This is a genomic window from Shinella sp. OV683, assembly GCF_057787725.1.
On sequence record NZ_CM173543.1, the window covers coordinates 1439773 to 1462853 of the forward strand.

24 protein-coding genes are annotated in these 23081 nt (G+C 59.3%); 12 read left to right on the forward strand and 12 right to left on the reverse strand.

Annotated elements, in window-relative coordinates; all coding sequences use genetic code 11:
- Nucleotides 1-37: 37 nt before the first annotated feature.
- Nucleotides 38-1408 carry a TIGR03808 family TAT-translocated repetitive protein gene (locus ACXHRN_RS06870; protein WP_488640585.1) on the reverse strand — a complete coding sequence of 457 codons (1371 nt, stop codon included), beginning with the start codon at nt 1406-1408 and terminating at the stop codon, nt 38-40.
- Nucleotides 1409-1538: 130 nt separating this feature from the next.
- Between ACXHRN_RS06870 and ACXHRN_RS06875 the strand changes: the two genes are divergently transcribed.
- Both ACXHRN_RS06875 and ACXHRN_RS06880 read left to right on the forward strand, forming a co-directional pair.
- Nucleotides 1539-2114 (forward strand): TMEM175 family protein, encoded by a 576-nt coding sequence (locus ACXHRN_RS06875; protein WP_488640586.1) that lies wholly within the window; start codon nt 1539-1541, stop codon nt 2112-2114.
- 77 nt (nt 2115-2191) lie between these two features.
- A complete protein-coding gene (locus tag ACXHRN_RS06880) occupies nt 2192-3031 on the forward strand; it encodes a L,D-transpeptidase (RefSeq protein ID WP_488640587.1) in 840 nt (279 codons plus the stop codon).
- Between the two features lie 15 nt (nt 3032-3046).
- Here the strand turns inward: ACXHRN_RS06880 and ACXHRN_RS06885 are convergent, their stop codons facing one another.
- Nucleotides 3047-3481, reverse strand: a complete 435-nt coding sequence (locus ACXHRN_RS06885; RefSeq protein WP_488640588.1) for a MarR family winged helix-turn-helix transcriptional regulator — start codon at nt 3479-3481, stop codon at nt 3047-3049.
- Nucleotides 3482-3594: 113 nt separating this feature from the next.
- On the opposite strand from ACXHRN_RS06885, the gene ACXHRN_RS06890 reads away from it, so the two are divergent.
- The 3 genes from ACXHRN_RS06890 to ACXHRN_RS06900 all read left to right on the forward strand — a co-directional run bounded on the left by ACXHRN_RS06890 (nt 3595) and on the right by ACXHRN_RS06900 (nt 5822).
- Nucleotides 3595-4044 carry an organic hydroperoxide resistance protein gene (locus ACXHRN_RS06890; protein WP_488640589.1) on the forward strand — a complete coding sequence of 150 codons (450 nt, stop codon included), beginning with the start codon at nt 3595-3597 and terminating at the stop codon, nt 4042-4044.
- Nucleotides 4045-4183: 139 nt separating this feature from the next.
- Nucleotides 4184-4948 (forward strand): VOC family protein, encoded by a 765-nt coding sequence (locus ACXHRN_RS06895; RefSeq protein ID WP_488640590.1) that lies wholly within the window; start codon nt 4184-4186, stop codon nt 4946-4948.
- Between the two features lie 46 nt (nt 4949-4994).
- The gene (locus tag ACXHRN_RS06900) at nt 4995-5822 is read left to right on the forward strand and encodes a class I SAM-dependent methyltransferase (protein ID WP_488640591.1); all 828 of its coding nucleotides are present in this window, start codon (nt 4995-4997) and stop codon (nt 5820-5822) included.
- Nucleotides 5823-5825: 3 nt separating this feature from the next.
- Here ACXHRN_RS06900 and ACXHRN_RS06905 read toward each other — a convergent pair whose 3' ends face one another.
- The 3 genes from ACXHRN_RS06905 to ACXHRN_RS06915 all read right to left on the reverse strand — a co-directional run bounded on the left by ACXHRN_RS06905 (nt 5826) and on the right by ACXHRN_RS06915 (nt 9765).
- Complete coding sequence (locus ACXHRN_RS06905) at nt 5826-7349, reverse strand: ABC-F family ATP-binding cassette domain-containing protein (RefSeq protein WP_488640592.1); 1524 nt, start codon at nt 7347-7349, stop codon at nt 5826-5828.
- A gap of 351 nt (nt 7350-7700) precedes the next feature.
- Nucleotides 7701-8162, reverse strand: a complete 462-nt coding sequence (locus ACXHRN_RS06910) for a methyltransferase family protein (protein ID WP_488640593.1) — start codon at nt 8160-8162, stop codon at nt 7701-7703.
- Nucleotides 8163-8208: 46 nt separating this feature from the next.
- Nucleotides 8209-9765 (reverse strand): helicase HerA-like C-terminal domain-containing protein, encoded by a 1557-nt coding sequence (locus ACXHRN_RS06915; RefSeq protein WP_488640594.1) that lies wholly within the window; start codon nt 9763-9765, stop codon nt 8209-8211.
- A 214-nt stretch (nt 9766-9979) separates the two neighbouring features.
- Between ACXHRN_RS06915 and ACXHRN_RS06920 the strand changes: the two genes are divergently transcribed.
- Together ACXHRN_RS06920 and ACXHRN_RS06925 are read left to right on the forward strand one after the other, a co-directional pair.
- A complete protein-coding gene (locus tag ACXHRN_RS06920; protein ID WP_488640595.1) occupies nt 9980-10354 on the forward strand; it encodes a hypothetical protein in 375 nt (124 codons plus the stop codon).
- Nucleotides 10355-10537: 183 nt separating this feature from the next.
- On the forward strand, nt 10538-12547 hold the full coding sequence (locus ACXHRN_RS06925) for a hypothetical protein (RefSeq protein ID WP_488640596.1): 2010 nt from the start codon (nt 10538-10540) through the stop codon (nt 12545-12547).
- On the opposite strand, the gene ACXHRN_RS06930 is transcribed toward ACXHRN_RS06925, so the two are convergent.
- Nucleotides 12544-13017, reverse strand: a complete 474-nt coding sequence (locus ACXHRN_RS06930; RefSeq protein WP_488640597.1) for an SRPBCC family protein — start codon at nt 13015-13017, stop codon at nt 12544-12546. The genes ACXHRN_RS06925 and ACXHRN_RS06930 overlap by 4 nt on opposite strands.
- A gap of 49 nt (nt 13018-13066) precedes the next feature.
- Entirely contained in the window at nt 13067-13492 is a 426-nt protein-coding gene (locus ACXHRN_RS06935) for a hypothetical protein (RefSeq protein ID WP_488640598.1), read from the reverse strand.
- Nucleotides 13493-13676: 184 nt separating this feature from the next.
- Here ACXHRN_RS06935 and ACXHRN_RS06940 point away from each other — a divergent pair, with 184 nt between their 5' ends.
- A complete protein-coding gene (locus ACXHRN_RS06940; RefSeq protein ID WP_488640599.1) occupies nt 13677-14279 on the forward strand; it encodes a superoxide dismutase in 603 nt (200 codons plus the stop codon).
- A gap of 12 nt (nt 14280-14291) precedes the next feature.
- Here the strand turns inward: ACXHRN_RS06940 and ACXHRN_RS06945 are convergent, their stop codons facing one another.
- Nucleotides 14292-15017, reverse strand: a complete 726-nt coding sequence (locus ACXHRN_RS06945; protein WP_488640600.1) for a helix-turn-helix transcriptional regulator — start codon at nt 15015-15017, stop codon at nt 14292-14294.
- A 144-nt stretch (nt 15018-15161) separates the two neighbouring features.
- Here ACXHRN_RS06945 and ACXHRN_RS06950 point away from each other — a divergent pair, with 144 nt between their 5' ends.
- Nucleotides 15162-15800 (forward strand): LysE family translocator, encoded by a 639-nt coding sequence (locus ACXHRN_RS06950; protein ID WP_488640601.1) that lies wholly within the window; start codon nt 15162-15164, stop codon nt 15798-15800.
- On the opposite strand, the gene ACXHRN_RS06955 is transcribed toward ACXHRN_RS06950, so the two are convergent.
- Entirely contained in the window at nt 15748-16974 is a 1227-nt protein-coding gene (locus ACXHRN_RS06955) for a glycosyltransferase family 87 protein (protein ID WP_488640602.1), read from the reverse strand. The two genes, ACXHRN_RS06950 and ACXHRN_RS06955, sit on opposite strands and share 53 nt — an antisense overlap.
- Nucleotides 16975-17206: 232 nt before the next feature.
- On the opposite strand from ACXHRN_RS06955, the gene ACXHRN_RS06960 reads away from it, so the two are divergent.
- Both ACXHRN_RS06960 and ACXHRN_RS06965 read left to right on the forward strand, forming a co-directional pair.
- The gene (locus ACXHRN_RS06960; RefSeq protein ID WP_488640603.1) at nt 17207-17650 is read left to right on the forward strand and encodes a c-type cytochrome; all 444 of its coding nucleotides are present in this window, start codon (nt 17207-17209) and stop codon (nt 17648-17650) included.
- Between the two features lie 136 nt (nt 17651-17786).
- A complete protein-coding gene (locus ACXHRN_RS06965) occupies nt 17787-18698 on the forward strand; it encodes a c-type cytochrome (protein WP_488640604.1) in 912 nt (303 codons plus the stop codon).
- Nucleotides 18699-18729: 31 nt separating this feature from the next.
- Here the strand turns inward: ACXHRN_RS06965 and ACXHRN_RS06970 are convergent, their stop codons facing one another.
- Nucleotides 18730-20823: a S9 family peptidase gene (locus ACXHRN_RS06970; protein WP_488640605.1), complete on the reverse strand. Its 2094-nt coding sequence runs from the start codon at nt 20821-20823 to the stop codon at nt 18730-18732.
- Nucleotides 20824-21013: 190 nt separating this feature from the next.
- Between ACXHRN_RS06970 and ACXHRN_RS06975 the strand changes: the two genes are divergently transcribed.
- On the forward strand, nt 21014-21790 hold the full coding sequence (locus ACXHRN_RS06975) for a polysaccharide deacetylase family protein (protein WP_488640606.1): 777 nt from the start codon (nt 21014-21016) through the stop codon (nt 21788-21790).
- 190 nt (nt 21791-21980) lie between these two features.
- Here ACXHRN_RS06975 and ACXHRN_RS06980 read toward each other — a convergent pair whose 3' ends face one another.
- Together ACXHRN_RS06980 and ACXHRN_RS06985 are read right to left on the reverse strand one after the other, a co-directional pair.
- Entirely contained in the window at nt 21981-22247 is a 267-nt protein-coding gene (locus ACXHRN_RS06980) for a hypothetical protein (protein ID WP_488640607.1), read from the reverse strand.
- A 215-nt stretch (nt 22248-22462) separates the two neighbouring features.
- Nucleotides 22463-23041: a hypothetical protein gene (locus ACXHRN_RS06985; RefSeq protein WP_488640608.1), complete on the reverse strand. Its 579-nt coding sequence runs from the start codon at nt 23039-23041 to the stop codon at nt 22463-22465.
- Nucleotides 23042-23081 lie beyond the last annotated feature (40 nt).

Consider the following 23081-nt stretch of genomic DNA (forward strand, 5'->3'; position numbering starts at 1 on the left):
CCGAATTGACGGTGGCCGGAGACGGCCACCGTTTCCTTCACGATAGCTGATTGCTGCCGATCGTCAGATGCGGGAATTTCTCGGCTCCATCCACCATCAGGTCGCCGGTAACCTTGTCGATCCAGCGGTAGCCGGCGATTGCCGCTTCTACTATCTCGGAGAAGGTGTTGTTCTGGACGAGGATCTTGCCTGCGCCTTCGACCACCGTCACCGCGCAGCCGACACCGGCCTTGCGAATGACATTGCCCGTTGCGTTGACATTGCGGCCATATGGTCCCCAGCCCAGCAGCATGCCCCAGCGTGGCGCATTCTCGATGACGTTGCCGGTCACAGCTGCGTCGGCCTCCGCCTCGATACCGATGCCGAAGAACGCATCCTCCTGTGCATAAGGCGCGGTGAGCTTCAGGTTGCGGATCACATTGCCTGAGATGACGGCGAGCCGTCCGCCTTCGTTGAAATTGACCGACAGAATGCCGTTCGCCGCACCATCGATGAGATTGTTGGCGATCAGCGCACCCTCAAAACCGAATTCCGAATAGATCGCGGTCTCGCCCGACATCATGCAGTGATTGGCTGTGATCTGGACGTTTGAGCCGGCATTCGAGCGGATGGCGGTGAAGGCGCAATCGTTGATGTGGTTGTCTGATATCTGCACGTCGTCGGCGCGGAACACATTGATGCCGTTGCCATTCTCGCCGGTGCCGCCGGAACGGGCCGAAATCCGCGCAATACGGTTGCCGGCCACCATCGTGCCGTCATGGCCCTTCTTCCAGCGATGCACGAGAATGCCGCCATTGCCGCAATCCGAGACCTTGTTCTCACGGATTTCAAAATCGCTGTTGTCGACGGCATAGATGCCGGATTCCGCCGCGCCCGAAATCGTGTTCCGGCGTATCGATCCGCTTGATGCCTCTGCCCAGATGCCGAATTTGCCCGCACCCATGATCTCGCAATTCTCGATCGTCAGGTTGGCCACGTCTTTGAATGTCAGCAGTGCCTGCTGGTCGTCGGCAATCCAACGATTGGCGCCATCGATCGTCAGGCCCGAAAGTGAGACGAATTTGCTGCCCAGGGCGCTGAGGAACTTTCCATCGCCGGTATAGAGCAGCCGCGTCGCACCTGGCACGCCCTGCAGGCGGACATTCTCCGGCAGGTCGATATTGGCGAGCTGATAGGTGCCCGGTGGAAGGAAAATTGGTGTGTTGCGGCTCGACGCTTCCTTGAGCAGCTTGCCGAAAGCCTTCGAGCCGCGATCGAGCACGCCGGGTTCGATGCCGAAGTCCTTGGCGCTAAGCGAGCCGCGGAAATCGATATCGGTCATCAGCGGCGTGGCGCGCGCAACTGCCGGCACTGAGAGTGCGAGCCCGGCAAGGAACGTGCGTCTGGTCAGCGGCGTGATGATCGTCATACCCGGCTTTTCGCAAGAACCATGCCACGGCACCCGTGCCAGAATGGGACAGCGTTCCCCTGCGGATTCAACGTTTGATAATCTCTGGAAATCGCACTAACTATCGCTCAGGGGCAGTCGAGGGGAATGCATGCACAAGGGACGAGTGGAAGCTTTTTCGGATGGCGTGTTTGCCATCATCATCACCATCATGGTGCTGGAACTGAAGGTGCCGCATGGTGCGGAATGGCATGATCTCATCGCGCTCTGGCCGGTGTTTCTTTCCTATGTGTTGAGTTTCATCAATGTCGGGATCTATTGGAACAACCATCACCATATGTTCCAGGCAGTGAAGGCGGTCACCGGCGGCGTGCTCTGGGCCAATTTGTTTCTGTTGTTTTGGCTGTCGCTGATGCCGTTTTCTACCGCGTGGATGGGCGAGAATCATTTCGACACCATTCCGGTGGCGGTCTACGGATTTGACCTCTTCATGTGCGGGGTCGCCTACTACATCCTTTCCCACGCCCTCTTGCGCTGCCATCCGGCCGACAGCGCATTTGCAGCTGCGATCGGAAATGATCGAAAGGGGACGTTCTCGGCTGTTGCGTATGGTGTCTCGGTGCCGCTCGCCTTCTTCGTTCCGCTGTTGAGTTTCGCAATTTTTATCTTCGTCGCCTTGGTCTGGCTGATCCCGGACCGGCGGTTCGAGGGCCGGCTGAGCAAGTAGCCGACAGTTCCCCGCAAGCCCCGCGCCAGATGGTTGTGCAAGATGATTGCACCATCTGGAATCGGGGCGACACTGTCATGATGACAAAATCGGCAACCAAATTTCTCGCGCTGTGCCTGCTTGCAGGAGCACTTGGCGGCTGCAACAAGACATCCGACTACGATTTCTATGACAGTGGCTCGATGGACGCCGACCGGTTTGCCAAGCAGACCTATCCGGTCTGGAATGTGCCGGGTCCCTACAAGGAACGGGACATGTTCCGCGAGGACGACATCGTCCAGCAGAAATCGCTCTATGTGCCGCCGCGTGCCGAACCCGTCGTGGTCGGTGAAGTCGATGAGGGCTTTACGACCCAGTCCGTGCCGATGCAGCAGACGTCCAATCTCTACGGCAAGCTCGATGACGATGGCCATTGGTTGCCGGCGATCCCGTTGGAAAGCGTGCCTGGGCAGTTTCTGCGCCGTGAAGTTCGCTACGAGAGCGCCGAACCCAAGGGGACGATCGTCGTCGATACGCGCACCCGCCATCTCTATCTCATCCTCGGCAGCGGCCGCGCGATGCGCTACGGTGTCGGCATCGGCCGGCAGGGCTATGCGTGGAAAGGCGAGGGGCGCATTCAATATCGCAAGAAGTGGCCGCGCTGGACGCCATCGGAGGCCTATGTCACCGACAAGCCCGAGATGAAGATGTTTTCGGCCTCCTACGGCGGCCTCGTCGGCGGCATCAACAATCCGCTCGGCGCGCGCGCCCTCTACATCTTCGACAATGGCAAGGACACGCTGTTCCGCATCCACGGTACACCGGACTGGAAATCGGTCGGCAAGCAGGCATCGTCCGGCTGCATCCGGATGTTCAACCAGGACGTCATCGACCTTTATGGCCGGGTGCGGGATGGGGCGAAGATCGTCGTCAAATAAGGGCGATTCAAACTCTTACGCCTTTTCCAAATTCTCCCGTAGTGCCTTTATCGATTGCAAGAGCCGACCGGCAGAATCCAGATCGCAGCCCGTTGCTTTGCCGATGGCCGCGACGATACGGTTGGCGACTGCCCGCTTGGCTTCACCCTGTTGCGTCAGGCGGATCGCCACCTGCCGCTCATCCTGCGTGCCGCGCTCGCGCGTGATGTAGCCTGTCTTTTCCAGCCGCTTCAGTAGAGGTGACAGCGTGCCCGTGTCGAGGCCGAGGGCGGCGGCGATTTCCGTCACCCCGGCGACACGCTTTTCCCATATATAGAGCATGACCAGATACTGCGGATAGGTGATGCCCAGCTCTGCCAGCAGCGGTTTGTAAGCCTTTGTAAAGGCATGAGAGGCGGCATAAACCGCAAAGCACAGCTGATTGTCCAGTGATGTCATGTCTCGGTTCATCGTCATATCCTTCTGCCTCACCATAATCCGAGCGAAAATATTTTGCAAAATTATGTTGTGCACAATATAAATTTAACCTATATCGATCTCGTTCAATCAAAAAGGAAAATCGAATGCCTATCCTTTACACCACCAAGGCAACCTCCACCGGCGGCCGCGTCGGCTCCTCCAAGTCTGAAGACGGCAACCTGGCCGTCACGCTGACCTCGCCGAAGGAGCTCGGCGGCGATGGCGCTCCCGGCACTAATCCCGAACAACTTTTTGCAGCCGGCTATTCCGCCTGCTTCCTCGGCGCGCTGAAATTCGTTGCCGGACAGGCCAAGGTGAAGATCCCGGCTGAAACCACTGTCACCGCGACCGTTGGCCTTGGCCCGCGCGAAGATGGCGGCGGCTTCGGCATCGAAGTTTCGCTGTCGGTCAATATTCCGGGCCTAGACCGCGCCACTGCCGAAGATCTGGCTGCCAAGGCTCACATTGTCTGCCCCTACAGCCATGCGATGCGCACGTCGACGGAAGTAGCGGTGACGGTCGCCTCGACCGAAGTGCCGATGGCGATTGCCTAAGCGACGGACTATTTGTTGTTTCATCACCATGCCGCCGGGCCGCGAGGTTCGGCGGCATTTCCATGTCGGGGATCGGTTTTGACATGAGAAGGTCACAGGAATAGGCTTTGATACCGGCAGATGGCCATGGGAGGATACAATGGCACAGGGAAGATATGTCTGGTACGAACTCGCGACAACCGACCTGAGTTCGGCCACCGCCTTCTACAGCAAGACCGTCGGTTGGGAAGTCCGCGATTCCAGCATGCCCGACATGACCTATTACCTCTTCCATGCGCAAGGCGGGCAGGTGGCCGGAGCGATGAACCAGCCGGCCGAAGTCAAGGCGATGGGCGTGCCGCCAATGTGGACCGGCTATGTCGGCGTCGACAGCGTCGACGCTTCGGCGGAGAAGGCCCGTTCGCTGGGTGGCACCATCCACCACCAACCAACGGATATTCCTGGAATCGGCCGCTTTGCCATTATCGCCGATCCGCATGGTGCGGTGTTCGCGCTGTTTTCCAGCGACTCCGAGCCGCCAAGCTTCCCTGATCCAAGGGCGCCCGGGCTGTTCGGCTGGAACGAACTGCTTGCCGGCAATCTCGACGAGGCTTTCGCTTTTTACTCCGCCCTGTTTGGCTGGACCAAGGGCGAGGCCATGGATATGGGCGAAATGGGCATCTACCAGATCTTCATGCATGGCGACATGATGATCGGCGGCATGATGACCAAGCCGGAAATGGTTCCCGTGCCAAGCTGGCTTTATTACGTCAATGTCCCGAGTGTCACGGCCGCGGTCAAAACGCTGGAAGAACTCGGCGGCAAGGTGCTAAACGGGCCGATGGAAGTGCCCGGCGGCGCCCATATCGTCCAGGCGATCGATCCGCAGGGCGCGGCTTTTGCCGTGCTTGGGCCGCTGGCCTGATCTGCGGCGGACACTCTGCCAGCTCAAGTTTGGGAGGACTTGCGCAATGAACATCGACCAACAAATTGAGGACAACTATACCCATGGCGCGCTGGAGGAGGCGATCCTCGGCGGGCTGCGCAAGGCGGGCAAGGATATCGGCAAGCTTGCCATCGCCGACCTCGCAGCCATCGACCAGTTCCATCTCGGCTGGCACCCTGCGACCGTGGAGTTTGGCAAGCATCTTCATCTCCATTCCGGCATGAAGATGCTCGATGTCGGTTCGGGCATCGGCGGGCCGGCGCGGTATTTCGCTGAGGTGTTCGACTGTGAGGTCTATGGGATCGATCTCAGCCGCGAATTCGTCGATGTCGCGACGTCGCTGTCGCGCCGCGTCGGGCTTTCCGAGATGGTGACTTTCCAGCAGGCGAGCGCCACGGAAATGCCGGTTGCCAATCGCACCTTCGATCGTGCGACGATGATGCATGTCGGTATGAACATTCCGGACAAGCACAAAGTCTTTGAGGAGGTCCGGCGGACATTGAAGCCGGACGGCCTGTTTGGCGTCTATGACGCGATGCGTGTGGGCGAGGGGGAGCTGCCTTATCCCATGCCCTGGGCCATGAGCGCCGAGACGAGCTTCGTCGAGCGACCGGCAGACTATCGACGGTATCTCGAAGGCGCAGGGTTTGTGATCGAGAGCGAGACAGATCGTGGCGAGCTCGCGCGGACGCTCGCCCGCGAGATGCGTGAGAAGATCGAGCGCGAAGGCCCGCCGCCGCTCGGAATGCACACGCTGATGGGTGAAACCGCCACCGTGCGGCTCGCCAATATCATGAGCATGCTTCAGGGTGGCGTAATCTCGCCGGTCGAGATCATCGCTCGCGCCGCGTAGCGGTTACTCGCTCTCGAACGATGCGAAGAATTCCTCCGGGTCATCGACCTCGACCAGCTTGCGCCTGTCGATCTGCCAGAAGCGGTTGCCGACATTGCGGATGAAACTGCGATCGTGCGAAACCAGCAGGCAGCTCGCCTGCTGGTTCAGAAGCTCGGCCTCCAGCGCTTCCTGTCCGTCGATATCGAGATGATTGGTCGGCTCGTCGAGCAGATAGAAATTCGGGTTGGTCAACCGCAAGACCAGCATGCCGAGCCGCGCCTTCTGTCCGCCGGAGAGCAGCCCCAGCACCTTGCTTTGCATATCTACATTGATGCCGGCTCCGGCCAGCAGGGTTCGGGCGCGCTGCTCCGGTAGCTCGAACCGCTGGACCAGAACATTCATCGGCACGTCTCGATCATCGAGATCGGCAAGGGCCTGATCGCCATAGCCAAGCACGAGCGACGGCGTTGCCTTGATGCCTGCCGGACTGGATAGCGGCTTTTCGATCGCCTGCTTGAGCATCGCGACCAGCCGCGTCTTGCCGGTGCCGTTCTGGCCCAGAAGGACGATGCGGTCGCCTTGGCAGATGAACTGTTTTCCGGTGCGGAACAATTGCGTGCGGTCGGGTGTCTCGACGGTGGCATCGTCCAGCGTCACCAGTACCTTGGCATGGCTACCCTGGTTGGCGAGGCGTATTGCGCCGGCCGAGCGTTCCATGTGTGCGGGTTTCGCCGACGCTTCGAGCTTGTCGGCTCGGCTCTTCAACTGCTTGGTCTTGACCACCAGCAGGTCGCTGCCGGAATTGATACCGATATTGTTGAGCTTGGCCGCTTGCTGCCGAAGCTGTTTGGCGACCTTCATGTCGCGCTCGAAGCGACGCTCGTCGGCCGCATCGGCGTCATCCAGCGCCGTTCTCGCCCGTGTGTAGGGGAGGGAAAAGCAAGGTGATTGTTCGGCGCGCAGAAACAGCGTGCGGTTCGTCACCGCGTCGAGAAAGGCGCGGTCGTGGCTGGCGATAATAACCGGCGTATCGCGCGGCAAGGTGCCGAGCCAAGCCTCAAGTTGGGCGATTCTGGCGAGGTCGAGATGGTTGGTGGGCTCATCGAGCAGCAGCACATCGGGCTCCGTCACCCAGACGCGTGCCAGCATCGCCAGCCGCTGCCAACCGCCGCTCAGCTGCGACAGGGATCGCGCGCGCAGCGCTTCCTCAACCCCGAGATCATCGAGGATGATGTCGACACGCCAGCTTTCACTCTCGGCCTGATCTTGCGACAGGGCATTGAGCACGGCATCGTAGAATGTGGTGCCCAGCAGCGCTTCGGGCACATTCTGCTCGACGTATCCAACTGTGAGGCCGCGAGCGCGAGTGATGTCGCCGGTCGTTGCTTCGTCTGTCCCGGCGATGCAGCGCAGAAGCGTGGATTTGCCGCGGCCATTGGCGGCGACGATGCCCAGGCGATCACCGGCATTGATGACGAGATTGAGGGCGGAAAACAGCGGCGTGCTGCGCGTGACGCCGAGATTGCGAATATTGATCAAGGTCATGAGAGGTCTCTGGTCTGTCGAGCCCGATTGCAAAGCGTGCAGATAACGATGCTCGGAAATCTAACGGTCGCGCCACAAGCCCAAAGGCTCGGATCGCGGTTCCGCAGAGGCAGACCAGGAGGAGAAATGTCGATCTCTGGTCAGCCCTGCAAACGCATTTGCAGGGCTTGGTTGGGGCCAAACTGGCGGTGTTGCCAACAAAAATGCGTCATCGCCAGGCCCTCCTTTCTTGAAATCGACGGCCGACGCTAGCATCGGCCGCTGACAATTTCAATTGGTCTATCGCCGGTCGCGCAGACTGCCGGCAATGCCGGGACACGATGGCAGCGCGAGTCATACTTTGACAAACAGCTACAGCCAGCGGCGTACGAGCCGGCAATAATCGCGGTAGCTGTCGCCGAATTTCATTGCCAGAACTCTCTCTTCGGGAATGATCTGGAAGCGGGTGGTATAGGCCACAAAGACTGCGGGGCCAATGAGTGTCCAGAGGCAACCGAGAAAGAAACCCCATGCGCAGAGGTCGAGCGTCAGGCCGACATACATCGGATTGCGGCTTATGCGGTAAATGCCGCCCGTCACCAAGTGGGAAGCATTTTCGATCCTGATCGGGTTGACCGTCGTGCCGGCACGCCGGAAGGAGCGCATCCCTCGAACGGAGAAAGAGGCACCGGCGAGCAAAAACACAGCCGCCGCGGTATAAGTCACGCCGCGCGGCAGGGAAGTGGCGGGCAGCCATTGGGCGGCGAGCCACATGAGTATGGCGATGGCCAATCCGACCAACGGCGGCGGGATCCGGCTTTCGAGAAAACTCATTTGCTAACCTCCTCTCATGCGCTCGCGCAGCAACGCGCTGGGATTGCTACCGTCGGCCTCGCAGGCTGCCGAGAATACCGCGGACGATGGCTGCGCCGACGGCGGTTGCCGCTGCACGGGCCGCCGACTTCATTGCTGCTTCCACCACGCTTTCGCGCTGGTAGCCGGAGCGCTTCTGTTCCTTCTGCTGCGGCGCCGGTGTGTCGTCGGTGCCGAAGCCCGGCAACGTCCAGCCGCCGATCGTGCCGGTGGTCTTCGGTTGGTCCGGCGCAGGAGCGGGCGCCTCAGCTTGTGCGGCGGCCTCCGCCTTCTTGGCCAAAATTTCGTAGGCGGATTCGCGATCGAAGTCCTCGTCGTACAGGCCTTTCACGGGGCTGACATCCATGACCGCCTTGCGCTCGTCATCGGTCAGCGGACCGAGGCGGGACGAAGGCGGGCGGATCAGCGTGCGCTCGACGATTGACGGAATGCCCTTGCCTTCGATGGTCGAGACCAGCGCTTCGCCGGTGCCGAGCGTGGTGATGACGGTGGCGCAATCGAAATCCGGATTGGGCCGGAACGTGTCTGCGGCAGTCTTCACCGCCTTTTGCTCGTTGGGTGTATAGGCGCGCAAAGCGTGCTGGACACGGTTGCCTAGCTGGGCGAGCACCGTTTGCGGCACGTCGAGCGGGTTTTGGGTGACGAAATAGACGCCGACGCCCTTTGAGCGGATCAGGCGCACCACCTGTTCGACGCGCTGGATCAGCACCGGCGGCGCATCGTTGAACAGCAGATGCGCCTCGTCGAAGAAGAACACCAGCTTCGGCTTTTCCGGATCTCCAACTTCGGGCAGTTGTTCAAACAGCTCCGACATCAGCCAGAGCAGGAAGGTCGCGTAGAGGCGCGGATTCATCATCAGCTTTTCGGCGGCGAGCACCGAGATCGCGCCACGGCCGTCATTGGTGGTGCGCATGATGTCGCTGATCTTCAGCGCCGGCTCGGTGAAGAACTTGGCCGCACCCTGCTGTTCGAGGATCAGGAGTTCGCGCTGGATCGAGCCGACCGAGGCCTTGGTGATGAAGCCGAACTTATTGGAAAGCTCGGTGGCATTCTCGCCCATATAGTTGAGCATCGCCTGCATGTCTTTGAGATCGAGCAGCGGCAAGCCGCCTTCATCGGCGATCTTGAAGGCGATGTTGAGCACGCCTTCCTGGGCGTCGGACGCATTGATCAGCCGCGACAGCAACAGCGGGCCCATTTCGGTCAGCGTCGTGCGAACGCGGTGGCCCTTTTCGCCAAAGATATCCCAGAAGATCACCGGGAACTCCTGGAAATCATAGTCGGCAAAACCGATGTCCTGGGCGCGCTTCATCAGGAAGTCTTTTTCAACGCCCATCGCGCCGATGCCGGACAGGTCGCCTTTCACGTCAGCGCAAAACACCGGCACGCCGGCATTGGAAAAACCCTCGGCCATCACCTGCAGCGTCACCGTCTTGCCGGTGCCGGTGGCGCCTGTGACGAGCCCGTGGCGGTTGCCGAACTTCAGATCGAGATATTCCGGCCTGTTGATCGAATCGTCCGGCTTGCGGCTGGTGCCGAGATAGATCTTGCCTTCTTCGAGCATGCCTTGGTCTCCCTTGCGCGACATCGACCTTAGTCGCCTTAGCCTTGCGCCTGTGATTGAATATTGGCCTCAATGTTATAAGGTGAGGACCGGCCGCACAACTGTGCTTCTTGTGGAAGCCGATGAAATTCCGATGCTTTTTCAAGGAGCCTCTTGCCAAGGGCTGAACCACAAAATACTTTGACGTAAACGTCAATAAACAACGGAGACACCTATGAGAGAAGTCGTCAACCAGATCGCTGCGGCCACAGGTCTCGCGCCGGATGTCGCAGAGAAGGCCATCGGCATGATGCTGGGATTTCTTGAAGAGGAAGCCGATGATGACGCCGTGCAGAAGATGATCGCCGCGGTCCCGGGCGCAAGACAACTCATTTCCGAGTATGGCAGCAAAAATAGCGGCGGCTTCCTGACCAGCCTGGTCGGTGGTGGCCTCATGGGCCTCGGCCAGCAACTGATGGGCCTGGGCATGGGCATGGGTGAGATCACCACGCTGGCCAAGCAGACGATCGCCATTGCCAAGCAACATGCCGGCGAAGAAGTTGTCGACAAGGTCGTCGCTTCGGTGCCTGGCTTGGGGCAGTTTGTTTGAGTGAATACTAGATTGTAGAATAGAGAGGCCGCCGGGCGCTGCCCGGCGGTTTTTGTGAATTTCAGTCCTCACCACACTATAGTTCATGTGGATAAGCAACGCGCGTTAATTGTGGCACGCAGAACATTGCACGCGCGTATCCGGCAAGCTAATCTCTGATCCCCAGCAAAGCGGGGGATGGGCATGCTGATACGGTCTTATGCAGATATCAAAAAACTGATCGGCAAGGCGAAGCTGACCAAGGCCGAACAGACCCTTCTCGATAACTTCAAAATCGGTGAGCCAACGGTTCTCGGCGTTGGCCGACCGGAGGGGCCAAGCCCGGATCGCAGCATTCGTTCCGGCCTTCTACGCTATCTTGTCCTTGGTGGCTGCGATGCATGTCCGGGGCATGAGTTGGGCGTGCAACTCCAAGGAGCCTGGATCGAAGGCCAACTGGATCTGAGTTTTGCAGTCGCGAAAGGCAGAACGGCGTTCCTGGACTGTGGCTTTGATCAGCCTGTTTCGGCCCAGCAAGCCCGGCTGGAACACGTGAACCTCAGCGGCAGTGCGCTGCCCGGTCTTGATGTCGAGGGCGTCATGATCAAGGGGGATTTCTTCTTGGACAATGTTAAAAGTACCACCACCGTATCTTTGGCAGGTGCCGAGATCGGCGGACAGCTGTCCTGCTGCGAGGCTGAGCTAAATGGTGGCGAGGTATATGCGCTGAATGTCCAGGGTGCTGCAATCAAGGGTGACGCTTTCTTGAATGGCACGAAAAGCACTGGTTCAGTCTCGTTCTCTGGTGCCGAAATCGGCGGACAGCTCTCTTGCAGCGAGGCTGAGTTGAACGGTGTTGAGGGAGATGCATTGGACGCCCGGACCGCAACGATCAAGGGAGGCGCCTTTTTGCGTCGCGTGAAAAGTATCGGGACTGTGTCGTTCTCTGGCGCCGAGATCAGCGGCCAGCTCGACTGCGCGGGCGCTGAATTGAATGGTGCCAATGGCTATGCACTGCATATCCAGGATGCTGCGGTCAAGGGCGGCGTTTTCTTGCATGACACGAAAAGCACCGGCACTGTGCTGTTCTCCGGCACCGAGATCGGTGGACAGCTCTCATGCGAAGGGGCTGAACTGAATGGCGGTGAGGGAGATGCGCTGAATGTCCAAGGTGCCATGATCAAGGGCGGCGTTTTTTTACGCCGTGCCAAAAGCACCGGTGCTTTGTTCTTCAGCGGTGTAGAGATCAGCGGACAGCTCTCATTCGAAGCGGCGGAGTTGAACGGAGGCGATGGCAAAGCCTTGAACGGCCAGAAAATGATTGTGCGGCGCGGACTTATATGGCGGGAGGTCTTATCTGTGACTGGCGAGGTCAACCTAAGCGCCGCTCATTTAGGTATTCTCGCTGACGATGCGGCAAGCTGGGAGTTGGTCTCGAATTTGTCTCTGATTGGCCTTACCTATGAGAACCTGACTGGTCCTTTGGATCTTGAGTTTCGCAAGGCTTGGCTTCGAACCGGCGCCCGCTCTAAGGGCCTCTTTCACCCTCAGCCCTATCAGCAATTGGCGAAGTTCTATCGCGACACCGGTCACAGGCGCGAAGCGCAGGAAATTCTGATCGAAAAGGAAATCGAGCAACGCAGGGCTGCGCGTGCTGCCATCAGCGAAGGTCGAAGCGCGAAAAAGAACCCTCTGGAGCCCAACGTTCTCATCGCCGTTCATTGGATATGGGATTTGCTCAGCCGCTGGATCACCGGCTATGGATATCGGCCATGGCTGAGTTTCGGCCCCCTGCTGACGCTCGTCGCCATCATGACCGTACTATCCTATCTCACCTGGGAGGCGGGTGATTTCGCGCCGAATTCCGATGTCATTCTTACATCGACGGATTGGAAGGCTTATGCGGATGGCACAGCGCAGCGCGCGCCCTCTGCTAATCCCGCCAATGACTGGTCGGAAGGTCCGGGTTCCAAGCCTCAGGAAAAGGGTGGACCCGGTAAGGACTATGAGACCTTCTGGCCCGTTGCTTACGCCATAGACGTGGTGGTTCCCGTCCTGAACCTCGGCCAGACGGCAGCCTGGTCGCCGTCGCCGGCCCGAGGAGAGTGGGGCTACTGGCTGTTCTATCTGCAGAAGCTGTTCGTGATTCTGGGCTGGGGTGTGACGGCAATCGTGGCGGCAGCCATTACCGGCATGATCCGCCGCGACGACTAGCACTCACCGCCCACATATGCCGCGAGCTTTTCCAAAGTCTCGCGGCAGCCGGCTTCGTTGTCTTCTAGCTGGATGCCGGGTGAGATGTTTTCACAGGTGATGGCGACTTCAGTGCCTGCCTCCTTCGGCGTCAATAGGGTTTGCACGGTCATCTCGCCCTGGAAGGACGGATCGGCGGAATCAAACACTGTCGCCCAGACGACTTCGCGATCGGGGACGAGTTTTGCGAAGCGGCCCTTGAACGTGTCGGTGTGGTCCGAGCTTTTTCCCTTGGAGGAGACGTCTTCGGGATAGACCAGCGACATGCTGAAGGCACCGCCTTCGCTTGCGTCGAATTCATGCACGACGCCGCGCATCCTGCCCGGCGGCAGCCATATGGCCACCGCCTGCGGGTCGAGATAGGCGAGGTAGATTGCGTCGGCCGGAGCGTGGATAACTTTCGATACGGTGGTTCTTCGAGCCATGGTCACATCGATTACCCATTCTCTGTCGGCAGAGCATGGAATGAAAGATCAAGCCTTACTGCTGATCGTCGTCATCCGCGTTACCGGTGTTGCCGGTCTGTGCGCCGCTTTGCTTCTGCTTCGCATCGGCGTTCTTGTCGTCCTGGCCGTCAGGTTTGGGCTTGCGAACACGGATGAGATCCTTGCCCATTTCGCCACCGACCTCGACTTTCATCGTCTTCTTGTCATAGACGCAAATGACGGCAGCAGGACCCTTGGCTTGCTTCGAACGACCGTAGACGATTGCCAGGCCGAAATTTTCGCTGCCCGTGGGGTCCACCACGACTTGCGATTTGCGGAATGTTTCGGCCGTGGCATCGGTGCATTTCTGCTCGACGTCCTTGGCGAATTTTGCCCATTCCGCGTCGGAAGAGGCGAAGGCTGCGCCGGGCAGCATCAGGGTAGCGACAACGAGGGAAATGGTTCTAGCGGCAGCAATCATGTTCAACCTCCACAAAAGTTGGTTTATCCCGGACTATCGTCCGGATTGCAAATGGTTATCAGCCCTCAGACGTTGCAAGGGCCGGAATTTATTCGCCTAAAGCTGTTGCCATCGAAGAGCGGCAAACTTATGTTCCATTCCGGTTTGCACCCTATATGCACAGAATGACGAAGGAGACACCACAATGGCTTTTGAACTTCCGCCTCTGCCCTATGACTACGATGCGCTCGCACCGTTCATGTCCCGGGAAACGCTCGAATTCCACCACGACAAGCATCATCAGGCCTATGTGACCAACGGCAACAAGCTGGCCGAAGAAGCCGGCCTGGCAAATCTCTCGCTCGAAGAGGTCGTCGTCCAGTCGTTCGGCAAGAATGCCGGCCTGTTCAACAATGCCGGCCAGCATTACAACCACATCCATTTCTGGAAGTGGATGAAGAAGGGTGGCGGCGGCACCAAGCTGCCGGGCAAGCTCGAAGCTGCAATCGCTTCCGATCTCGGCGGCTACGACAAGTTCAAGGCTGATTTCGTCGCTGCCGGCACCACGCAGTTCGGCTCCGGCTGGGCCTGGCTTTCGGTCAAGGACGGCAAGCTCGCCATCTCCAAGACCGCCAACGGTGAAAACCCGCTCGTGTATGGCGCCAAGCCGATCCTCGGCGTCGACGTCTGGGAGCATTCCTATTACATTGACTACCGCAACGCGCGTCCGAAGTATCTCGAAGCCTTCGTCGACAGCCTGATCAACTGGGATTACGTGCTGGAAATGTACGAAGCCGCAACCAAGTAGTCGCGACTGATCTTAGAGAGGCCCCGTGCGGAGCGATCCGGGCGGGGCTTTTTCGTTTGTGGTGTTCCAGCCGGCTATCCATTCGGCACGCAGGGTGTCGCCCTGGCCGATGAAGAATTCGTCGATGACCGCGCTGTGCTCGATGCGGTCGGCGCGAAAATTCCGGATTCCCTGCCGCAATTCGCACCAGCCGACCATGACGGCCCAGGCTGAATAGTAGATCAGCGCGATCGGACGGATCGTTCGAGCTGTCTCGTTACCACCTTCGTCGCGATAACGCAGTTTCAGCTTCTGCTCGTCCCGGATCGCCTGTCTCAGGACGGCGAAATCCGTGCCGCCTGGCGGCTGGGCAACCGTTCCCCACGCATAGATCGCATTGGCGGAGAGTGTCTGGCGAAGCGGTGGCGGCATCGCGGCAGCGATCTTGTCGGTGACGCGGTCTGCCGCTTTCTTCAGTTCCACGTCCCCCGTGCGCTTCAGTAGCGCCAGTGCCAGCACGATCGCCTCGGATTCCTCGATGGTGAACATCAGCGGCGGCAGGTCGAAGCCTGCGCGCAGGATATAGCCGATGCCGCGGCCGCCCTCGATCGGCACCCGCATCGCCTGAAGAGCTGAGATGTCTCGATAGATCGACCGTGGCGTGACCTCGAGGCGCTCTGCGATCTGTGCTGCGGTCACCGGCTTTCCGGCCAGCCGCAAGATCTGGATGATCTCGAAAAGACGCGATGCCTTGCGCACGGAAATTTCCCCACAACAGATGCTTCTGAGCAAACACTCCTGACACAATGCTGTCAATTGGCTTGCGGTATCAGATCCCCCAATCGCATGAATTTACTGGAGTTTGTCCGGAGCGCGCGACGATCGGAAATGAGGATACTGACAATGGATTACATACAGAACCTGGTTATTTTCACTGCGCTCCTGTTCGGCATCATTATTGTGCCCGGCATGGACATGCTGCTTACGCTGACCAACGCGCTGACGGGAGGCCGGCGTGCCGGCTTTGCGGCTGTCGGCGGCATCATGCTGGGCGGCGCGGTGCATACCTTGACCGGTACGCTCGGCGTCGGAGTGCTGTCTTTGATTATGCCTTTGGTACGGCAGCCGCTCATTCTGGCTGGCGCGGCATATATGGTCTGGATCGGCTATACCTTGCTTCGCAGCAGCATCGTCGTGGATGAGGTAGGCACGGCAAAGACCCGCTCGCTGCCGAAGATCTTCCGGCAGGGGCTGGTCACCTGCCTGCTCAATCCAAAGGCCTATCTGTTCATCATGGCGGTGTATCCGCAGTTCATGAAGCCTCAGTTCGGGCAGCTCTGGCAGCAGGCAATCGTGATGGGATTGCTGACCATTGCCATGCAGCTGCTGATCTATGGCACCATCGTTCTGGCGGCTGCGACCAGTCGCAATTTCCTGCTGACCAACCACAGCGCCACCGCCTGGGCTGGCCGGCTGGCTGGCGTGCTGCTTATCGCGGCGGCTGTGTGGACGGGGTGGCAGGGCTGGACGTATCAGGCTTGACGGATCTTGAGGTGAAAGCACCCTCAGCCTGCAGCAGCAGGATGTAGGTGGCGAGCAGCAAGAGTGGGGTCACGGGCAAACCTGCCTGCCCAAGCGGCAGCATGGCGATCGGCAGCACTGCCACGAGGATCAGCAGGATGCGCAGAGGCGAGGAAGGGGCTCGCTTGTCGGTCAGAGGCCACAGGGCGGCAAACGCCGCGAGCGCACCAAGATCGTATGCGACAGAATATGGCACGATCAGGAAACTCGCGAGCAACATCGAGAAGGCGCGGGCGCTGGCATCGTGCAAGCGAAACAGGCTGAGGGCAAACAGCACGGCGCCAATCGCCACGAAAGGCAGATGCACTTTCATTGCCACGGTGGCATCATAACCGAGGCTGCGCGCCGAGCCGAAGGCCGAGGCCATCATATGCGGGAAGTCGCCGCCGAACGTGTTCATGATTTTGGCCTGTTGCGACACGATATTGAGATAGAAGTCGCGCCAGCTATCCGCCCCGAAAAAGGCAATTGAGACGAGGACCAGAAACGCCGATGTCAGGACTGCCGCCCCGATCACTCGCCACTGGCGTTCGTAAAGCAGCAGCAGCGGCAGCAGTAGGCCGAGTTGCGGCTTGAAGGTCAAAAGGCCGAAGAAGATGCCCGCCAGCAATGGCCGACGTTCCCGAAGTGCCAGCCCGCCGATCATCAACGCGCCGGTGAGGAAGCCGTTCTGTGTCGCAACGAGATTGGCTGCTAAAAATGGCATGAGCAGGATAGCGCTGATTGGCGTCCAGCGAGCGGGCAGGGTACCGATAGCCAGAACATAGAGCGCCAGCGTCAGCCCGAGAAACAGCACCATCGACGGCAGATAGCTTAGCTTTGCAAATGGCAGGCAGAACAAAACCGCATGCGGCGGATAGCTCCAGTTGTGCCAGGGATAGTCTGCTCCGAAGATCGTTTTCATCCGCTCGAAGTAAAGCTGGGGATCGCCGAACAACACGGGCGCCTCGCCGGACAAACCGAGCTTGCCGCCCAGCCAGTAGTTGGCAAAATCCTTGTTCTTCAGCTGGAAGGGCAGGGCGTCGATCGAAATATCGATGATCTGCAGGCCGATTGCGCACAGTACGGCCAGCAGGACGATTGCCGCTGCGAGGCGGATCGTTCCTGGGCTTGGCCTGGCAGCGGATTGGCTCATGATTACCTTCGGCGTCTGGAGATCGAGTTATAGTTGACGCCCCGTTAAGGATCGTTGAACGGCGGCTGCCAACGCGCGGGATGGACCGGGACCTGTCGTCGGTCTCGGCCGCGTCCCGGCGACGATCACATAAAAGTTATTTTCCTTCAGTTTGGTATGGCTGCTTGATGGTGATCCCGAGCGGTGCGTCACTCGTACCAACGGGGCACACGTGGTAACCGGGAGACACACTATGCTGTTCAGAAGAATTCTAGCCGTAACCATCCTCTGTCTTTTCGGGGCGACTGCGGTCGTCTCGGCGGAAAACCAGCACGACAACCGCAAAGCCGCAATGAAGAAGGTCGGGGCATCTATAGGTGCTGTGGTGGCCATCGCCAAGGGCGAGAAGCCTTATGATGCGGATACGGTCAAAGCGTCCCTGACGACCATCAGTGAAACCATCAAGGTTTTCCCGAGCTACTTCCCCGCCGGTTCTGAAAAGGACGACGATGTGGCGAAGCCTGAAATCTGGGCAAATATGGAGGATTTCAAGGCGCGTGCCGCCAAACTCGGCTCTGATGCGGATGCGCTTCTCGCCCAGCTTCCTGCCGACCAGGCGGCGGTCGGTGCGTCCTTGGAGACGCTTGGAGGCAATTGCGCCGGTTGCCACAAGCTCTATCGCCTGACGAAGCAATAATATCCTTCTCCCTGCCCGCCGCGACTGCCTGACCTCCAGGCGGTTGCGGCGGTTTTTTCAATGATTCCACTTCTACGATAGCGCGGGCCGTGGCACTATCGACATGATCGGGTGAGCAGCGAGGGGGAGTAGAGAGATGGCCAGCAGACTGGTGAAAGCGATCGGCTTCCTCGTCGGACTGGCCGTGATCGCTGGCGGTGCCTTTCTTGTCGTCACTCGTCCGCAGCCGCAACCCGACGATTACTGGGCCAAGGCCGGTACGCCGGATGTCAAGAACGGCGAACTGGTGTTTTCGATGGGCGGCTGTGTCAGCTGTCATCAGAAACCGGGTGCCAAAGGCGCAGACACGCTGGTGCTTTCCGGCGGACTTGCCATCAACAGCCCGTTCGGAAAATTCCACGTTCCCAACATTTCGCCGGACGAGAAAGCGGGCATCGGTGGCTGGACGCTGGCCGAATTCGGCAATGCAGTGACACGCGGTGTAGGCCCCGGCGGCAGCCATCTCTATCCCTCGCTGCCCTACGGCTCCTATTCGAGGATGATGGCCAAGGATGTCGTAGATCTGTTTGCCTATATCAAGACGCTCCCCAAGAGCGACAATGTCGCGCCGTCGCACGAACTCGGCTTCCCGTTCAATATCAGGCTGGCGCTGGGTGGCTGGAAATTCCTGTATTTCAATGACCAGCCGCGCGTCGATCTGGCGAACGCCGATGCGGTGGTCAAGCGAGGCCAATACATCGTCGAGGGGCCGGGCCATTGCGGCGAATGTCATACGCCGCGCGACGAGTTCGGCGGCTTCAAAGCCGATATGTGGCTGGCAGGTGCCCCCAATCCCGAGGGTAAGGGCAAGATCCCCGACATCACGCCGGGTGGCCCGATCGCCTCATGGAGCGAGGCCGATATCGCCAGCTATCTCGAGACGGGATTTACCCCGGATTTCGACAGCGTCGGCGGCACGATGGTAGACGTACAAAAGAACATGGCGAAGTTGCCCAAGGAAGACCGCGAGGCGATCGCGGCCTATCTCAAGGTGATACCGAAGCACTGAGACTACGGCTGCTGAAACGGATTGTACCGGCTTACTTGTCAGCGACCTTCAGCGCGAAGGCATATTCATAGGCGATCTCCTCGAGCCGCTGGAAACGACCCGATGCGCCGCCATGCCCTGCGCCCATATTGGTCTTGAGCAGAACCGGGTTGCCGCTGGTCGAGAAATCGCGCAACTTCGCCACCCACTTGGTCGGCTCCCAATAGGTGACGCGGGGATCGGTGAGGCCCGACAGGACCAGGATCGGCGGATAGGGCAGACCAGCAACATTGTCGTAGGGCGAGTAGGAAGCGATGTTCCTGTAGTCCGAGGCGCTGTCGATCGGGTTGCCCCATTCCGGCCATTCCGGTGGTGTGAGCGGCAGGGTGTCATCGAGCATGGTGTTGAGCACATCGACGAAGGGCACGGCGGCGATGATGCCGCCGAACGTTTCCGGCGCCATATTGGCGATGGCGCCCATCAGCATGCCACCGGCCGAGCCGCCCTCGGCGACGATTTTGCCATAGGACGTGAACTTTTCGGCCACGAGATGGTCGGCGGCGGCGATGAAGTCCGAAAACGTGTTGGTCTTATGCTGCATCTTGCCGTGCTCGTACCAGGCAAAACCCTTGTCCTTGCCGCCGCGGATATGGGCGATGGCATAGACGAAGCCGCGATTGACAAGCGACAGGCAATTGGTACTGAACGAAGCCGGGATCGAGATGCCATAGGCGCCGTAGCCATAGAGCAGGCAGGGCGCGCTACCGTCGAGCCGGGTGTCCTTTTTGTAAAGGATCGAGACCGGCACTTTCTGGCCGTCCGGCGCGGTCGCGAAGATGCGACGCGTCACGTAGTCTTCGATCGTGTGGCCTGACGGCACTTCCTGCGTCTTGAGCAGCACGCGTTCGCGGGTGCGCATGTTGTAGTCGTAGAGCTGGCTGGGCGTGGTCATCGACGAATAGGAGAAGCGGATCCAGTCCGTGTCATATTCCAGCGCACCGCCAAGACCCAGCGAATAGGCTTCCTCATCGAAGGCGATGGCATGATCCTCGCCCGTCACCCGGTCGCGGATGAGAATGCGCGGCAGGCCTTCATGGCGCTCCATCCAGACGATGTGGCCGGAAAATGCGCTGACCGACAGCACGAGCGTGCCCGGGCGGTGCGCCACGACCTCAGTCCAGTTTTCCTTGCCCGGTTTGTCAACCGGGGTCTGCATGATCTTGAAATCCTTGGCGCCGCCATCATTGGTGAGGATGTAGAAGACGTCGCCGCCCTCGTTAAGCTCATACTCGATGCCGGTTTCGCGCACGGCCACCAACTTGGGCTCTGCCGTCAGGTCCTTGGTCGACAGGATGCGGTATTCCGAGGTTTCGTGATCATGAATGTCGATGAAGATGTAATCATCGAGCAGCGAGCCGCCGACACCCATGAAGAAGCCCGGATCCTCTTCCTCGAACACCAGCCGGTCTTCGGATTGCGGCGTGCCGATGATGTGGTGATAGACCTTGGAAGGACGATGGTTGTCGTCCTGCAAGGTGTAGAAGAAGCTGTTGCCATCCGGCGCCCAGGCGCCGCCGCCGCCGGTATTCTCAATGACATCGGGCAGGTCCTTGCCGCTGGTGAAATCGCGGATCCTGAGGGTGAAATATTCCGAACCCTTGTCATCGAAGCCCCAGATGCCCTTGTCGTGGCCCGGCGCATGACCAAGGCCGGCAACGCGGAAATAGTCCTTGCCTTCAGCTTCGCGGTCGCCGTTGAGCAGTACTTCCTTGAGGCCGCTATCGTTGCGCGGGGTACGGAAGTAATGTGCCTGCTCGCCGCCGGTGACATAGAGCGTGCCGTAGGCAAACGGGCCGTCCTTCATCGGCACGGAGGAATCGTCCTCCTTGATGCGCGCTTTCATCTCGTTGAACAGCGTCTGGCGCAAATCCGCCGTGTCGGCCATCGCCGCATCCTGATAGGCATTTTCGGCTTCGAGATAGGCGCGGATTTCCTTGTCGAGAATCGAGGTGTCCTTGAACATCTGCTGCCAGTTATCCGCCCTCAGCCAGGCATAATCGTCCGTTCTGGTGATGCCGTGATGGGTATCGGTCACGGGCTTCTTGGCGGGTTTCGGCGGAGTAGGCAGGTTGTTGAAGGCTGGCACGCGGTGTCCTCGCTGTTATTTTCTTGTGTCGCAGAGATAAAGAGGTTCACCACCGACTTCAAGCTTGGTGCACCAATCACGCATTTTGAACGGCGCTTTAGAAATCTGTAGTGCTTCTTGATCAGAATGCGCTAAGAGGTGCGAAAGTCGCACCTTTCAGCGCCGCAAGCATCGTTATTGGTTTCCCTTCGTGCTCAAGAAAATCAGCCTGGTCCGCTCCGCTGGTCTCGTCCTTAGTGTGCTTGCCTTCGGGCTGCCGGCCTCAGGGGCTGTTGCGCCGACCGTCAAGCCAACAAGCCATCGCCTGCTCGAACCGAGCCTGCGCCTCTCGGCCAAGTCCGTGGGCGTGCCGGAAGTGGCGTTGACCTTCGATGCCTGCATGGGCAAGGTCGATCACCGCATTCTCGACATGCTGGTCGAGCAAAAAATCCCGGCGACGATTTTCGTCACCGCACGCTGGCTGAAGCGCAATCCCGACGCATTTATCGTGCTGAAGGCGCATCCCGAACTCTTCGAGATCGAGGATCACGGTGCCAATCACGTGCCGGCAGTCGAACGTCCCGTCAGTATCTATGGCATCAAGGCGGCGGGGTCGCCCGAAGCGGTAGCGGCGGAAGTTGCCGGCGGCGCCGATGCGATCATCCAGGCTGGTGGCGCCAGGCCGCTGTGGTTCCGTGGCGCGACGGCCAAGTATTCGGCGCAATCGATCGCCCAGATCGAGGCCATGGGTTACAAGATCGCCGGCTTCTCCATCAATGGCGACGGCGGTTCGCTGCTTGGCGACAAGATCACCGAAAAGCGCATAGCATCGGCTAGGGATGGGGACGTGATCATCTCGCATATCAACCAGCCCGATCACAAAGCCGGCGACGGCGTTGTGCGCGGCGTGCTCGACCTCCAGAAGCGCGGGTATCGGTTCGTGCTGTTGCGCGATCAGGCCGAAGTGATGAAGACGGCAGGGCGATAGGCGCCTCTTCAACGAGAGGCGCGGCGCTTGTATTTCGGCCAGTCCCGGTCGGGCACAAGCTCGTTTGACCCGCCAGCCGCGTTGACTGGCGGAGATTTCTGCGTCTGAATCTGCTGCTTTCCAGAATGACCGTATCCGCTCCGCAATCAGGGACCAACACGAGCGAAACCGGCTTGCTGAGCAGCCAAACTCACGCTTCGACCAGAATCACCATGGACTCCGGCACCACGCCATCATAAGCCATGGCGTCAGCCGCTGCCTTGCTCTGCATCGCTTGCTTGACAGCGTCCATGTCAGAAACGTCCATCAGAACGCCAACCCGTGTCGGGTCCTGCGGATCAACGAATGTTCGAATGTTGGTCACGCCGAGTGGACCGAAAAACTCCTTGCGCTTTGGCGATTTGAGCCAATGTTCCGCGCCCTTGGTGATGGTATGGTAGGCAACAACTGTCGGCATTGTATCCTCCCTTTTGTGACATGAAGGTCCGGCGGCAGAAAAGAGCGCCAAGATCCATCCACGTCAATTCACGAAACGCCCCGTAGCTTGGACTGTCAAGCAACCTGTCGGGCGCAGAACCACATAGAAACGACGATGGCCAGGACTGTCGCTCCCGTTGAAGTACAACCGCGTCCGGCAGCCGGTTGGCTCGCGCTTGCACCATGGCACGTGGCTCACGAGAAAGGTATGTGCGGGTCCTGCACCAGGTAGAACTCGTCAACCGGCGTGACGTCGGTGATAAAAAAGCCGAACAACGTTCTGTCCTGGGGATCGGCGTGACCATCTTTGAAGCGTAGCCGGTCGAAGTGCTCAAAATGGTTCTCGAAACTGGCAAACCGGTTGGACGAAATGAAGTCCGGATTGGGGTGGACCTGATCAAATGACAGGCCATCGTAGAAGTCGCTTGGTTTGCCACGCGTCTCTTGAAGTTCGAATTCAAACTCGATCCAGGCCAATCCGCTCTTGTTCAGAACGACAACGCGCAGGTGGAACGCCCCTTCGGGAGTCGTTTGCGATCGAATTGGCTTGGCGGCCCTGATCACCAGGGTGACGGGGTTGGCGGAATAGAGTTCCTCGCTGATTTCGATCGGATCGGCTCTTGTGCCTGAGCCTGTCACTGAGAGGATGCGGAAGCCGCTAAGCTCATCGGAGAAGGAATAAGCCCCAGCATACCAGCGCCCGTCGTCAGCCAGTCCGGCACTGATGAATGACAGTGCCAGCAACGCAGCCAGAATTCGCAAGTGATGCGTCATCGTTTTGGTTCCTGCAGTGGAGTATCGCAGCGGCGCGGCG